General features: G+C 62.5%; 14 protein-coding genes. 8 read left to right on the plus strand and 6 right to left on the minus strand.

Annotation, left to right across the window (positions count from 1 at the left end):
* Nucleotides 1-71 precede the first annotated feature (71 nt).
* Nucleotides 72-1,778 carry a M28 family metallopeptidase gene (locus GRI69_RS11950; protein WP_202391999.1) on the plus strand — a complete coding sequence of 569 codons (1,707 nt, stop codon included), beginning with the start codon at nt 72-74 and terminating at the stop codon, nt 1,776-1,778.
* Nucleotides 1,779-1,863: 85 nt separating this feature from the next.
* Here the strand turns inward: GRI69_RS11950 and galU are convergent, their stop codons facing one another.
* On the minus strand, nt 1,864-2,742 hold the full coding sequence (galU, locus tag GRI69_RS11955; protein ID WP_160728509.1) for a UTP--glucose-1-phosphate uridylyltransferase GalU: 879 nt from the start codon (nt 2,740-2,742) through the stop codon (nt 1,864-1,866).
* A 128-nt stretch (nt 2,743-2,870) separates the two neighbouring features.
* Between galU and murA the strand changes: the two genes are divergently transcribed.
* Both murA and GRI69_RS11965 read left to right on the plus strand, forming a co-directional pair.
* The gene (murA, locus tag GRI69_RS11960; RefSeq protein WP_160728510.1) at nt 2,871-4,154 is read left to right on the plus strand and encodes a UDP-N-acetylglucosamine 1-carboxyvinyltransferase; all 1,284 of its coding nucleotides are present in this window, start codon (nt 2,871-2,873) and stop codon (nt 4,152-4,154) included.
* Between the two features lie 73 nt (nt 4,155-4,227).
* Nucleotides 4,228-4,452, plus strand: coding sequence for a hypothetical protein (locus GRI69_RS11965; protein ID WP_202392000.1), 225 nt, complete (start codon nt 4,228-4,230; stop codon nt 4,450-4,452).
* A gap of 46 nt (nt 4,453-4,498) precedes the next feature.
* Here the strand turns inward: GRI69_RS11965 and GRI69_RS11970 are convergent, their stop codons facing one another.
* The gene (locus tag GRI69_RS11970) at nt 4,499-4,744 is read right to left on the minus strand and encodes a ribbon-helix-helix domain-containing protein (RefSeq protein ID WP_160728511.1); all 246 of its coding nucleotides are present in this window, start codon (nt 4,742-4,744) and stop codon (nt 4,499-4,501) included.
* Between the two features lie 88 nt (nt 4,745-4,832).
* On the opposite strand from GRI69_RS11970, the gene GRI69_RS11975 reads away from it, so the two are divergent.
* Complete coding sequence (locus GRI69_RS11975) at nt 4,833-5,546, plus strand: hypothetical protein (protein WP_160728512.1); 714 nt, start codon at nt 4,833-4,835, stop codon at nt 5,544-5,546.
* A 59-nt stretch (nt 5,547-5,605) separates the two neighbouring features.
* On the opposite strand, the gene phbB is transcribed toward GRI69_RS11975, so the two are convergent.
* Together phbB and GRI69_RS11985 are read right to left on the minus strand one after the other, a co-directional pair.
* Nucleotides 5,606-6,331 (minus strand): acetoacetyl-CoA reductase, encoded by a 726-nt coding sequence (gene phbB, locus GRI69_RS11980; protein WP_160728513.1) that lies wholly within the window; start codon nt 6,329-6,331, stop codon nt 5,606-5,608.
* Nucleotides 6,332-6,464: 133 nt separating this feature from the next.
* Complete coding sequence (locus tag GRI69_RS11985; protein ID WP_160728514.1) at nt 6,465-7,229, minus strand: hypothetical protein; 765 nt, start codon at nt 7,227-7,229, stop codon at nt 6,465-6,467.
* Nucleotides 7,230-7,543: 314 nt separating this feature from the next.
* Between GRI69_RS11985 and GRI69_RS11990 the strand changes: the two genes are divergently transcribed.
* The 4 genes from GRI69_RS11990 to holA are packed head-to-tail and all read left to right on the plus strand — an operon-like array spanning nt 7,544 to nt 12,076.
* Nucleotides 7,544-7,993 (plus strand): DUF3576 domain-containing protein, encoded by a 450-nt coding sequence (locus GRI69_RS11990; protein ID WP_160728515.1) that lies wholly within the window; start codon nt 7,544-7,546, stop codon nt 7,991-7,993.
* A gap of 44 nt (nt 7,994-8,037) precedes the next feature.
* Nucleotides 8,038-10,551, plus strand: a complete 2,514-nt coding sequence (leuS, locus tag GRI69_RS11995) for a leucine--tRNA ligase (RefSeq protein WP_160728516.1) — start codon at nt 8,038-8,040, stop codon at nt 10,549-10,551.
* Complete coding sequence (gene lptE, locus GRI69_RS12000) at nt 10,551-11,036, plus strand: LPS assembly lipoprotein LptE (protein ID WP_160728517.1); 486 nt, start codon at nt 10,551-10,553, stop codon at nt 11,034-11,036. Before leuS ends, lptE begins: the two co-directional genes overlap by 1 nt.
* On the plus strand, nt 11,033-12,076 hold the full coding sequence (gene holA, locus GRI69_RS12005) for a DNA polymerase III subunit delta (RefSeq protein ID WP_160728518.1): 1,044 nt from the start codon (nt 11,033-11,035) through the stop codon (nt 12,074-12,076). The genes lptE and holA overlap by 4 nt, the downstream gene beginning before the upstream one ends.
* 6 nt (nt 12,077-12,082) lie before the next feature.
* Here the strand turns inward: holA and GRI69_RS12010 are convergent, their stop codons facing one another.
* Together GRI69_RS12010 and lptC are read right to left on the minus strand one after the other, a co-directional pair.
* The gene (locus tag GRI69_RS12010) at nt 12,083-12,637 is read right to left on the minus strand and encodes an LptA/OstA family protein (RefSeq protein WP_160728519.1); all 555 of its coding nucleotides are present in this window, start codon (nt 12,635-12,637) and stop codon (nt 12,083-12,085) included.
* Nucleotides 12,637-13,305 (minus strand): LPS export ABC transporter periplasmic protein LptC, encoded by a 669-nt coding sequence (lptC, locus tag GRI69_RS12015; protein WP_160728520.1) that lies wholly within the window; start codon nt 13,303-13,305, stop codon nt 12,637-12,639. The genes GRI69_RS12010 and lptC overlap by 1 nt, the downstream gene beginning before the upstream one ends.
* Between the last annotated feature and the right edge of the window lie 15 nt (nt 13,306-13,320).

A 13,320-nucleotide genomic window follows, 5' to 3' on the forward strand; every position in this document is an offset into this window, starting at 1 on the left:
AAGCTTGCGTCACCGGGCGGAGCAGTGCAACAAGCACGCCACGGATAACGCAAACGAGAGGTTGCCCCCCAATGATCCGCACGACACTGGTTGCAGCATCGGCGCTGCTGCTTGCCGCCTGCAACGCTTCGATCGAGGACGAGGCGGGTTCCGCCACAGGCCTCGACATCCCCGATATCGCCAGCGGCGAAATCTCCGAAGAGACGATGAAGACGATAACCGAACGTCTCTCCTCCGACGAATTCGAAGGCCGCATGCCGGGTACGGCAGGCGAGGAGAAGACCGTCGCATACCTGATCGAACAGTTCGAGAGGGTCGGGCTCGAGCCGGGCAACAACGGCAGCTGGACCCAGAAGGTGCCGCTGGTCGAAATCACCGGCAAGGACTTCGCCCCGCTGACCATTTCCGGCGATGATGGCGAGCCGATGGAATTCGAATATGGCAACGAGTGGGTAGGTGTGTCCTATCGCGAGGAAGCCGAAACTGCGCTGGAGGATAGCGAACTCGTATTCGTCGGGTATGGCATCAACGCGCCCGAGAAGGACTGGAACGACTACGAAGGCGTCGACATGACCGGCAAGACGGCCGTTATCCTCGTCAACGATCCCGATTTCGGCACGCAATCGCTTGAAGGCCCCTTCGGCGGCAAGGCGATGACCTATTACGGTCGGTGGACCTACAAATACGAAGAGGCGGCGCGCCAAGGTGCAGCTGGCGCGATCATCATCCACGATACGGAACCCGCTTCCTATGGCTGGAACGTGGTCGAAAGCAGCTGGTCGGGCCCGCAGGCCTATGCCCAGCGCGGCGAGAATGCGCCGCCGCTGACGACGATGAACGGCTGGGTACAGAATGAAGTCGCGCAGCAGATCTTCGAAGCTGCGGGCGAGGATTTCAGCAAACTGGCAGCAGCGGCGAAGAAGAAGGACTTCAAACCGGTGCCGCTGGGCCTGACCGCCTCGACCAGTTTCTCGAACGATATCCGCACCTTCGAATCGCAGAACGTGATCGGCATTCTTCCGGGCACCGAGCGACCAGAGGAATACGTCATGCATACGGCGCACTGGGACCATCTCGGTCGCTGTACGCCAGCTCCGGACGGTGACGACATCTGCAATGGCGCGGTCGACAATGCGACAGGCACGGCCGCACTGGTAGCCCTGGCCGAGGCGCAGGCGAAGACCGGGCCCACGGCTCGCAGCCTCGTTTTCCTTGCGGTGACGGCAGAGGAATCCGGCTTGCTCGGCGCAGACTACTATGCCGCCAACCCGGTCTTCCCGCTCGAGCAGACGGTTGGGGGGATCAATATGGATGCCTTCCTGATCGCCGGTCCGAGCAAGGATGTAACCGTGGTGGGACCGGGCAAGTCGCAGCTCGACCAGTTCCTCGAGGCGGCGCTGGAGGCGGATGGGCGCGTTTCCACGCCCAACCCCAATCCGGAAGCGGGGTATTACTACCGTTCCGACCACTTCGCCTTTGCCAAGCGCGGCGTGCCGATGCTCTATGTCGATGGCGGCGAGGACCTCGTCGAAGGCGGGATCGAAGCCGGCGCTGCGATCGCCAAGGATTATCGCGACAACCGGTATCACGGGCCAAAGGACGAATACGATCCGGACTGGGACTGGTCGGGCGTGATGGCTGACCTGCAGCTGTTCTACCGCCTTGGCCGGATGCTGGGCATGAGCACCAGCTGGCCGAACTGGAAAGAAGGCGACGAATTCAAGGCAACGCGTGACGAGACCTGCACCGCAGAAGGTGCGGCTTGCGGAACCGTCTGATCAGATAAAGTCTGGCGCAAAAAAGGGCCGGTTCGCGTTCATGGCGAGCCGACCCTTTTTGTATGCCTTGGCGCGATGAGACTCTCTATTGCGCCAGCAGCCTCTCGGCTATCGCGCGAACCTCCTCGCCCATGTCCTCCCGCTGTAGTGCAAGGGCGAGCGTCGCCTCGACGAAACCGGTCTTGCTGCCGCAGTCGTAACGGTTGCCAGCGAATGTCACGGCATGGAACGGCTGGTTCCCGATCATCCGCGCCATCGCATCGGTCAACTGGATTTCGCCGCCTGCTCCCTTGCCCTGGTTCTCTAGGGTGCGCATGACTTCTGGCTGAAGGATGTAGCGCCCGGAAATGATCTTGTTGGACGGGGCTTCGGCGACCGGTGGTTTCTCGACCAGCCCGGTGACTTCGGTCAGTGTATCCGAAATGCTCGCACCCGGGGCAATGACCCCGTAGCTGGACACGTCCTCCTGCGGCACCTCGAGGACCGAGACGAGGTTCCCGCCCACTTCATTATAGGCGTCGACCATCTGCTTCATGCAGCCCGGTTCGCCCACCATCAGCTCGTCGGGCAGGAGGATGGCGAAAGGTTCGTCGCCCACGATCGCGCGGGCGCACCAGATTGCGTGGCCCAGCCCCAGTGGCACCTGCTGGCGGACCGTAATAATGTCCCCGGGTGTCGCCCGCGTGGGATCGAGGACGCTCATGTCCTTGCCGCGCTCTTTCATCGTGGCCTCGAGTTCGTATGCCACGTCGAAATGTTCCACGATCGCTGTCTTGCCGCGTCCGGTGACGAAGATGATCTGTTCGATGCCTGCTTCGCGCGCTTCGTCCACGGCATACTGGATCAAGGGGCGGTCCACGATGGGGAGCAGTTCCTTCGGTATCGCCTTGGTGGCCGGAAGGAAGCGCGTGCCGAGTCCCGCAACAGGAAAAACGGCTTTTTTGATTGGCTTATGCTGGTTCATGGCAATGCGAGTTAGGTCCGGAGTTGGAACAGGTCAATCTCTGGTCGGTTGAGGGGTGCAATGGACGGGTGCAGTGACAGGCGCATGACGCTTGCCACGAGGCCCGCGAAGATTAAAGGCAGGGGCCCATGGACAAACTCATCGTACGCGGCGGAAACCGGCTTTCCGGCACCATCCCTATCTCGGGCGCGAAGAACGCGGCCCTCACGCTCATCCCATGCGCCCTGCTGACCGAAGAGGCAGTGACGCTGCGCAATCTGCCGCGTCTCGCCGACATCGACGGTTTCCAGCACCTGATGACGCAATTCGGGGTGAGCCACACGATCCCCGGCAAGCGCCCAGAGGAATTCGGCAGCAATGTTACCCTGGCAGCGACCCGCATCACAAGCTCGGTCGCGCCCTACGATCTCGTGCGCAAGATGCGTGCCTCGATCCTCGTTCTCGGTCCCCTGCTGGCCCGCACCGGTGAGGCGACGGTTTCGCTTCCTGGCGGCTGCGCAATCGGCAATCGTCCGATCGACCTCCACCTGAAAGCGCTCGAGGCATTCGGCGCCCATATCGAACTTGCGCAGGGCTATGTTAAGGCGATCGCGCCCGATGGCGGCCTGCCGGGCGGCGAATTCGATTTCCCGGTCGTGTCGGTCGGCGCGACGGAAAATGCATTGATGGCCGCTGTCCTGTGTAACGGGACGAGCAAGCTCATAAATGCTGCGCGCGAGCCCGAGATCGTCGACTTGTGCAACCTTCTCACCGCGATGGGGGCGGAGATCGAGGGTATCGGATCTTCCGAGGTCACGATCCATGGCGTGAAGAGCCTGCACGGCGCAACCTACCGGGTGATGCCCGACCGGATCGAGGCCGGATCCTATGCCTGCGCCGCTGCAATCACCGGCGGCGAAGTGCGGCTCGAAGGGGCGGACGAGCATGACATGGGGTCGACCATCCATGCCTTGCGCAACATCGGGGTCGAAGTCGAAACCGATAAGCGCGGCATCAATGTCGCGGCCAAAGGCAAGCTCAAGGCGCACAATCTCACCACCGCACCTTTCCCGGGCCTTGCTACCGATATGCAGGCCCAGCTGATGAGCCTGCTGTGCAAGGCCGAGGGCACTAGCGTGCTCAAGGAAACAATCTTCGAGAATCGCTTCATGCACGTGCCCGAATTGGCGCGCATGGGTGCCGAGATCGAGACGACCGGCCGCACTGCAATCGTGCGCGGACCGGTGGAGCTTACCGGTGCCGAGGTGATGGCGACCGATCTGCGCGCTTCGATGAGCCTTGTCATTGCCGGACTGGCTGCCAGGGGGGAGACGACGGTGCGCCGCCTGTACCATCTTGATCGCGGTTACGAGCGGCTGGAAGAGAAGCTGCAGCTTGTCGGCGCGGATATCGAACGGGTGGGCGACGACTGACCATTTGAGGCGGACCTTTCACGCCCACCGAACGTTGGTCGGTGTAAGTCATTTACTCGAAAGGGAAGCTATCATGATCCTCAAGCTCGCAGCACTCGGTGCCCTCGGTTATGCAGGTTACCGCTATTACGAAAAGAACCACGTCGACAGGAATGGCGTGGCTTTCGCTGGCGATGAGCCAGCGGGCAATTTCCGCAACGCTGGATCGGAATCTACCGCATCGCACGACCGGATGAGTTCGACCGACGAAGCGCTGGACGAAACCTATCCGGCAAGCGATGCGACCGCGAAATACTGACCATTTCAGGTCCGGTAATCAGGGCGGCGGAAGGGATTTCGCCGCCCTAATCGTGTCTGGAAACCAGTTCGTGGGTTACCAGCCAGATGCGGATGGCGCCCGCAAGTCCCGGGGGTGTTTCGCTGCGAATTCGCTCCGCATCGATAGCGGCGACCAGCGTATTCACGGCAATATTGCTCCGCGCGGCAGCCGCGCGGAGCAAATCCCAAAAGATCGGCTCGAGGCTGATCGAGGTCCGATGGCCCTCGATCCGGACAGAGTATTTTCTGGGTGGGTGATAGGGAGTCGTCATTCCGTCCTTCTTTCGTGAACACTCTTGCGGTAAAACATGCGCTCGTCGATAGTGTGTTCCTCAGGATCGACAGATTGCGCGGTTGGACGTGACCGAAGATGACGGCAGGGGTGAAAAGGGCAATGGCGGGCCGAAGCAGGCTTTGCCATCCGACGTTTTGCCCCCGCGACCCACAAGCTACACAGCTGCAGAGCTGGCCGAAATGGAACGTCGCGAACGGCTGGGCGGATGGCTGCTGCTGTTCTTCGGCGGCGCCGCATTGGCCACTGCGGCACTCGCGTTCTACCTGTTCTCCGATGAAATCCAGCAGAATGACGAATTCGTCCGTCTCGATCCCGAAGGGCCCGTAGAGGAGGACGACTCACCGTTTTTCTGGGGAGAGGCCCGACCTGAACCGACGGAGAGCCCGGAAGCGGACCCATCGGAGTCAAAGGTTGCCGCGCAAAGGCGAGTCGAAGAACTGCCAACGATTGAGGCGACGCCTGAAAGCGGCGAGCAGACCTTCAATTTCCCGCCGCCACCTCGCGAAAACCCCGCTCCGACTTTCCTTGGCCCGCCCGTTGGCTCGGTCGACCGGGAAACCGCTCGTGCTTTGCGCAGCGGCAAGGCTCAACTGTGGCAGGAAGATGGGAAGCGCGGCTATGTCCTCGTAAGCGAGATCGTATCTTACGGTCCCCGTGAATGCCGTCAGGTTAGCTACTCGCAATTCGAGCAGGGGCGGCAGGTGACTTCATCGGCGACCCAGTGGTGTCGTCAGGCGAAAGCCGGGAAATGGCGGGTTGATCCGCGAGGGCCCGAATAGAGCGTAGAGTTGGTCTCACGTTACTGAATAGAGACGTATGTGGTACCGCTCGTGCGGTATCAATACATGTGCTGACCGCCATTGATGCTCATGGTCGAACCGGTGACGAATTCGCCATGGTCCGATACGAGAAAGCTGACCCCGCGCGCAATCTCGCTGGCTTTACCAAGGCGGCCTACGGGTATCTTGGCAATAATCTTTTCCAGCACCGGCTCGGGGACGGCTGCCACCATTTCGGTGTCGATATAGCCTGGCGCAATGGCGTTAACGGTGATGCCGAAACGCGCCCCTTCCTGAGCAAGGGCCTTGGTGAAGCCGTGGATGCCGCTCTTTGCAGCGGCATAGTTGACCTGGCCATACTGGCCCGCCTGACCGTTGATCGAGCCGATGTTGACGATCCGGCCCCAGCCGCGTTCTTTCATTCCGGCGAAAGTCGCCTTGGCCATGTTGAAGCAGCCACCAAGGTTGGTGCGCATGACTGCGTCCCAGTCCTCGTAACTCATTTTCAGGAGCGTGCCGTCGCGCGTGATCCCGGCGTTGTTGACCACGATCTCGATCGGGCCATGCGCTTCCTCGACCTGCCGGCAACCATCCTGCACGGCATCGAAATCGCCCACGTCGAATTTTACGGTGGGCAGGCCGGTTTCGTCGGTGAATTTCTTCGCCGCTTCGTCATTGCCTGCGTAATTGGCCACGACCGTGCAATCGCGCTCATCGCGCAGCCTTTCGCAGATGGCGCGGCCGATTCCGCGCGTGCCCCCGGTCACGATGGCAACACGTCCCATGAATTCTCTCCCAGCAGTTCCGTAGCGTTAAGGCCGGTTCTACGCACGCAAATGCAGTAGCGTAAAGACAAACCGCCACGGGGCCGGGTCATTCAATCATATTACGTCAGAAGAGTTTGCGCGAAAGGGCGAATCAGAAGCGGATTTGCGTACCTACGTAAACCGCCTTCTCGTCTTCCATGCCATCGGTCAGGGGACCAAGCCGGTCGCGATCCTGCGAAAGGCGAACCCCGGCAGTAACGTCGAGATTGCGGCTCAGACGATAGGAACCGCCGACGTCGACACGCTGAGTGCCGGCCCCTTCGAGGGTGCGCGGCGCGCTGCCGGTACGGCCTTCCTGCTGAAGTGCAATGCGCGACTGGAAGCGGCTGTCCTCGTTCTCGTCATCCCGTCCGTCGAACTTGGACAGGTCGGGCATCGAAATGTCTTTCAGACCTTCGGCGACGGCAGCAGCGGAAACGCTCCGCGTCGGCTGGGCGAAGCTCTGGTAACCGCGCGCGATGCCCAGATTGTACCGGGTGGGCGCAACGGGCAATCCAGCCTGCTCGGACCCGCCGCGGGTGAACGATTCCAAGCCGCCCTGACCCGAAAGGGTACGGACTGCTGCCTCGTTCACGCGGACGGCGAAATTGATTGTGCGATCACGTTGCGGTGCCGGTTTGCTGGCCGGGGTGAAACGAAGGGCGTCTTCCCCGATGATCCGAGCCACTTTCTGTGCCAGTTCCGGATCCGCTCCGGCTGGAGTGAAAGGCAGAAACTCGATCGAATTGGAAGCGGGCAGGCTTTCCGAAGATGTGACGGCAAATCCTGCGGCCGGGACAACCAGCGCAAGGCCTGCGACAGCAAGCATGGCCGGCGCAAACCGTCCCTTACTCCTGCTGTTCTTCGCAATAGCCATCGAACGCCTCTATTTCCCCAAGCTCGCGGAGGTCACCATCATAAGGCGCTTTCCGCTTAACCGTTCCCGAACGACTCCGGAAACATCAGTAATGTAAGGCTTCGCCCCGGCCTTGGCCAGCTTTTCCACAGGACCGGTTCAATACGGCACAAGGGTGTTGCGCGAGTCACACAGGGCGGCCCTCGATTAAGGACGCGTTCACGCACGAAGGGCGTCTATACCAGACCTGAAGGATGGAGGGAAAGCCAATGCTTGCTCCCATCCGCGCAGTCTTTATAGAGCCGCAACGTTACTACCCGATCCGAGGACCGTTCATGACCGCACACCGTAGCTTCCGCCGCCCCGCCGCCATCGCCATCCTCGGCGTGGCCAGCATCGGCCTCGCGGCATGCTCGAGCAACGACCGTCCGCAGGCAGATCTTGCTGCGGCTGAAGTTTCGACGATCGGCGTGAATTCCTATCTCTGGCGCGCGTCGCTCGAAGCGGTTAGCTTCGCGCCGCTGCTGCAGGCGGATTCGGCTGGCGGCGTGATCGTTACCGACTGGTACGCCAATCCGAGCAATCCGGGCGAGCGGGTCAAGATGACCATTTCGATCCTCGATACCGACCTTCGTGCCGATGCGCTGCGCGTCGCTGCCAGCCGGCAGGTCAACCAGGCCGGAAGCTGGGTCGATGCGCCGGTTCAGGCCGCCACGGTCCAGAAGCTGGAAGACATCATCCTGACCAAGGCACGCGAACTGCGCCGCCAGGCGATTGCAGGCTAAGCTAGCGGGTTCCATTCGCGCCTGAAATCCTTACAGGCGTCCACATGAGTGATACCCGTTTCGATCCGGCGCAGGCCGACGCACGCTGGCAGGCTGCCTGGGACCAGGCACAGACCTTCCGCGCCGACAGCAATTCCGCAAAGCCCAAGAGCTACGTGCTCGAGATGTTCCCCTATCCGTCGGGGCGCATCCACATCGGCCACGTGCGCAATTACACGATGGGCGATGTGCTGGCGCGCTACAAGAAGGCGACCGGGTACGAAGTCCTCCACCCGATGGGCTGGGACGCCTTCGGCATGCCGGCGGAAAATGCGGCGATGGAAAAGGGCGTCCATCCCGGCGGCTGGACTCGCGCCAATATCGAACACATGAAGGCGCAGCTCAAACGCCTCGGCTTCGCGCTCGACTGGAGCCGCGAACTGGCGACCTGCGAGCCCGACTATTACGGCCACGAGCAGGCACTCTTCATCGACCTTTACGAAGCGGGTCTCGTCTATCGCAAGGAAAGCGAGGTCAACTGGGACCCGGTCGACATGACTGTGCTCGCCAACGAACAGGTGATCGACGGCAAGGGCTGGCGCAGCGGCGCAGAGGTCGAGAAGCGCAAGCTCAACCAGTGGTTCCTCAAGATCACCGACTTCGCGGAAGAACTGCTCGAAGGTTTGGGCAATCTCGAGAACTGGCCCGACAAGGTCCGGCTGATGCAGGAAAACTGGATCGGCAAGTCCAAGGGGCTGGAGTTCAGCTTCGACCTTTCCAATGGCGAGAAACTGCCGGTCTACACCACGCGCCCCGACACGATTTTCGGCGCGAGCTTCGTCGCGGTGGCGGCGGATCATCCGGTGGCGCAGTCGCTGGACAGCGATGCCGCGCGCGACTTCATCGCCCTGTGCAAGAAAGGCGGCACCACCGCTGCCGAACTTGAAACCGCCGAGAAGCTCGGCTTCGACACCGGCCTGACCGCGAAACACCCCTTCACCGGGGCCGATCTGCCGGTCTTCATCGCGAATTTCGTGCTCATGGATTATGGCACCGGCGCGATCATGGCGGTGCCGGGTCACGACCAGCGCGACTTCGAATTCGCGACGAAATACGGCCTGCCCATACCACGCGTTGTCGCTGCCAGCATAGGTGAGGCGGGCAAGCCTTTCGAAGGCGAGGCCGAGGCGGGCGAAGGCGTGATCGTCAATTCCGACTTCCTCGACGGCATGGACGTCGAGGATGCTAAGCGCGAGATCATCAAGCGGATCGAGCAACAGGGCCGGGGCCAGGGCAAGACAGTCTGGCGCCTGCGCGACTGGGGCGTTTCGCGCCAGCGTTACTGGGGCACGCCGATCCCCTTCATCCATTGCGAGAGCTGCGGCGTCGTGCCTGCCTCCAAGGACAGCCTGCCGATCACGCTCCCCGAGGACGTCGATTTCAAGACGCCCGGCAACCCGCTGCTGCGCCACCCGACATGGAAGCATGTCGACTGTCCGAAATGCGGCGGCAGAGCAGAGCGCGAAACCGATACGCTCGACACCTTCGTCGACAGCTCGTGGTACTTCCTGCGCTTCGCCAGCCAGCCTGCGGACAAGCCCTTCGACAAGGACGAAATCGCCAAGTGGCTGCCGGTCGAGCAGTATATCGGCGGCATCGAACACGCGATCCTGCACCTGCTCTACGCCCGCTTCTGGACCCGCGCGTTGGCGCATATGGGGCAGATCGAGGTGACCGAGCCCTTCGCCTCGCTGTTTACGCAGGGCATGGTGACGCACGAGACTTATAGCCGCAAGGAAGGCGGGAAGACCGTCTATTACGCGCCCGACGAGATCAGCCGCGAGGCAAACCGTGCCTTGCTGAGCGCCGATGGCGGCGAGGTCGAGATCGGCCGCGTCATCAAGATGTCGAAATCGAAGAAGAACGTTGTCGACCCCGACACCATCATCGACACTTATGGTGCCGATGCAGTGCGCTGGTTCATGCTGTCCGACAGCCCGCCCGAGCGCGATTTGCCTTGGTCGGAAGCAGGAATTGAAGGCTGCAGCCGCTTTGTTCACCGATTGTGGCGCCTGTTCGCGGCCTATGACGCCGGCGCGCAGGGTGAGGACAAGGCACTGGCGCGCAGGACCCACCAGACCATTGCCGCCGTGGCCGAGGATATCGAGGCGCTCGGCTTCAACAAGGCGGTCGCGCGGATTTACGAACTGACCGGTGCGGTCGAAAAGGCCGCACCATCCGCCAGCCGCAGCCATGCCATCCGGACGCTTGTCCAGCTGGCCGCGCCGATGATGCCGCACCTTGCAGAGGAAGCCTGGGCCAGGCTCGGCGAGACCGGATTGGTCGCAGATGCCGCATGGCCCGCAGTCGATCCGGCACTGCTGGTCGAGGACGAGGTCACCATCGCCGTCCAGCACAAGGGCAAGCTGCGCGATACGCTCACCGCACCCAAGGGAGCCTCGAAGGAGGATCTCGAATCGATGGCTCTCGCCTCCGAGAACGTCCAGCGTTCGATCGACGGTGCAGAAATCCGCAAGGTCATTGTCGTGCCGGACAGATTGGTGAATATCGTCACCTAATGCGGATATTCCTCGCCCTTTCCGTCGCGCTGGCACTGCCTGCCTGTTCGCTGTCCCCCATGTATGCGGGGGGCGGCAGCGGCGCAGTCGCGCAAGGCCTTGCGGCGGTCGACGTTCCGCCGATCCAGGGCAAGGCGGGCTGGCTGGTCCGCAATGCCCTGAGCGACAAGCTGGGCGCAGCAGGCGTATCCGACTTCCGCTACCGGCTCGACGTGCGCCTGGACGATAGCCTCGAAGGACTTGCCGTGCTGGCCGACGATACCGTCAGCCGCGAACGACGCACCTTGCGTGCACGCTACCAGCTCGTGGATGCTGCGACCGGCGAAATCCTGCTCGACGCGACCGAGGGCGCAGATGCCGGAATCGATGTCGTATCCAGCGAATATGCGACCATCGCCGCGGAAAATACCGCGCTCGAAAACCTGTCGCGTGAAATCGCCGACCGTATCGTCACCCGCGTCGCGCTGACGCTTCGGGACCGGTGAAGCTCACCAGCCGCGACTTTGCCGCCAAGGCCGGGAATGCAGCGGAAAGCTGCACGATATTCTTCTTCTGCGGACAGGACGAGGCCGGGGCAAGCGCTGCTGCGAACGAGCTTGTCGCGATGCTCCCCGAGCCCGGCGAGAGGATCGAGATCTCCGGCGCCGAACTTCGCTCGGATCCCGCGAAACTCGGTGACGAAGCCCGCTCCAACTCGCTCTTTGGCGATAGCCGCCACATCTGGTGCCGCGTGGCGGGTGACGAGGCACATGAAGCGCTCAAGACGCTCGTAGAAACCGGCGACATGGGCGCGGGCGAGGCCTGCCCGGTAATCATTGTCGCTACTTCGGCCACCGACAAGTCGCGCACAGCCAAGCTGCTGGAAAAGCGCAAGGATGCGCTCGTCGCGATGTTCTATCCGCCGGACCTGCGCTCGGTCACCCAGACGGTGCGGAGCATGGGCGATGCGGCGGGCGTCAAACTCGATGGTGCGGTGGCGGAACGGATCGCGCGCGGCGCCAATCTGGACGTGCGGCTGGCACAGAGCGAGGTTACAAAGCTGGCGACCTATCTCGACGCCAGCCCGCAATCGCCGAGGCCCGCGAATATGGAACACCTCGATGCCATCGGCGCGGCGAGCGAGGAGGAAGGCTTCGCCTCGCTGGTCAATGCGGTAATGGCGGGGCAGGGCCCCAAGGTGGCGACCGAAATCGCGCGGATGAAACAGATCGGGCTCAACCCGGTCGGTACTTTGCTGGCGGTGGAACGGCGGGCGGCCCAGCTTGCCCGCATCTCGGCAGCGCTGGGCAATCGCCGCTATCAGGATCTCGACAAGGGCGAAAAAGCGCGGCTCGGCATCTTCTGGAAGGAAGAGCGCGACATCGCAGAGCAGGTGCAGCGCTGGCGCGGTCCCAAGCTCGACCGGCTGACCCTGCGGCTGACCGAATTGCACCGCGAATTGCTGACGAACAGCCAGTCTTCCGAATTGCTGCTGGCCCAGGGCCTCACCGGCATTGCCCGCGTCGCCGGGGCGGGGCGGCGTTAAGCCAGCCTAGTTTTCCGGGACGGAGAAGGTGCCGGTGACGCGGCCGTTCGACGACGTCGATCCCGTTCCGGTAACGCCCGAAGAACCGCTCGCCTGCCCGTCGACGCTGGTGACGCCGCTGGCCAGATCGATCACGAGCCGCCCGCCATTGAGCGTATCGCCGCCGCGATTGAGCCGCACGTTGCCGGCCATAGTGATGATCCGGCGATTGAAATCATAGACCGCCGTATCGCCTCGCGCGCGTTCGTTGCCGCGGGTGACGTTGACTCCGCCGGTCGCCATGATGCGCTGAATGCTGAGGCTGCCCGTGTCGGAATAGTTCACAATGGTACGCGCAGCGTTGAGGTTCAGTCCCGCCTGCGTGATCTGGACGTTGCCCGAAAGGACCACGCGGTTCTGCCGGTCCTGCAATTCGATCCGGTCGGCGGCGTAGGATACAGGGGCGTTGGAATTGTGCCCTGCGATGGCCTGCGCGGACAGCTGCATTCCGGCAAGCGCCGCCAGCGTCAGCGCGAAGCCTGCGGCCGCGCTCTTGGCCATGGTGGGAAAATGGCTCTTCATCAGGGCATCCTCAGTTTTCCGGGCTCCATGCGCAGCCGCGCATTTCCCGAAAGGGTTATCCGGCGTTCGGCCAGATCGGCATCGAGCCTGTTGGCGCTGAAAGTGCCCGCGGGAATCGCTCCCTCGACACCGCCTGCGCCCTCAAGCGTTTTGTTGTTGAGGTCGAGCGAGACACCGCTGGCGCGCATGCGGTAACCGTCGGCGGCCTGCATGCGCATGGTCCCGTCCACGGCGATCACTTCTTTATTGATATCGTACTGGCCGCCAGGTGCCACGACCCGCGCCGGCCCTTCGGTCATCAACATGCGGGCGATTATTTCGTCCATCCGGACGATTCCCTCGACGCTCGATCTCTGGACAGCTTCGTCTGCGGTCAACGAGAAGGGGCGCCCCCTGGCGTCCTGTCCGCGGTAGAGCGCATTGTCGACGCGCAGCCGTTCCTGGATGACAGCCACTTCGTTGCGGTCGAGCAGGAAGCTGATCTCCCCGCGCGGGGAAAGCGGCGTGATGATCATCATTGCGGCCAGTACGCCGACGCCCATCGGAAGCGCTCGGACGAGGAAGCGCACCAGCCGGTCGTGGCTTCCGCCGGGCGCAGCAAAATGCTGGCGGCGCGAGCGTAGCTGCTGCGCCTCCTGCGTTTCGATCCTGCGCTTGCGAAATGCCATCACGGCTTACCTGCT

Source organism: Qipengyuania vulgaris (assembly GCF_009827325.1).
GTDB classification, from domain to species: domain Bacteria; phylum Pseudomonadota; class Alphaproteobacteria; order Sphingomonadales; family Sphingomonadaceae; genus Qipengyuania; species Qipengyuania vulgaris.

Coding starts and splice junctions, on each gene's coding strand:
- lptE (WP_160728517.1), top strand. CDS start 10,551: ATGCGGATATTCCTCGCCCTTTCCGTCGCGCTGGCACTGCCTGCCTGT.
- phbB (WP_160728513.1), bottom strand. CDS start 6,331: ATGGGACGTGTTGCCATCGTGACCGGGGGCACGCGCGGAATCGGCCGC.
- lptC (WP_160728520.1), bottom strand. CDS start 13,305: ATGGCATTTCGCAAGCGCAGGATCGAAACGCAGGAGGCGCAGCAGCTA.
- GRI69_RS11990 (WP_160728515.1), top strand. CDS start 7,544: ATGACCGCACACCGTAGCTTCCGCCGCCCCGCCGCCATCGCCATCCTC.
- murA (WP_160728510.1), top strand. CDS start 2,871: ATGGACAAACTCATCGTACGCGGCGGAAACCGGCTTTCCGGCACCATC.
- GRI69_RS11985 (WP_160728514.1), bottom strand. CDS start 7,229: ATGGCTATTGCGAAGAACAGCAGGAGTAAGGGACGGTTTGCGCCGGCC.
- galU (WP_160728509.1), bottom strand. CDS start 2,742: ATGAACCAGCATAAGCCAATCAAAAAAGCCGTTTTTCCTGTTGCGGGA.
- leuS (WP_160728516.1), top strand. CDS start 8,038: ATGAGTGATACCCGTTTCGATCCGGCGCAGGCCGACGCACGCTGGCAG.
- GRI69_RS11965 (WP_202392000.1), top strand. CDS start 4,228: ATGATCCTCAAGCTCGCAGCACTCGGTGCCCTCGGTTATGCAGGTTAC.
- GRI69_RS11950 (WP_202391999.1), top strand. CDS start 72: ATGATCCGCACGACACTGGTTGCAGCATCGGCGCTGCTGCTTGCCGCC.
- GRI69_RS11970 (WP_160728511.1), bottom strand. CDS start 4,744: ATGACGACTCCCTATCACCCACCCAGAAAATACTCTGTCCGGATCGAG.
- GRI69_RS12010 (WP_160728519.1), bottom strand. CDS start 12,637: ATGAAGAGCCATTTTCCCACCATGGCCAAGAGCGCGGCCGCAGGCTTC.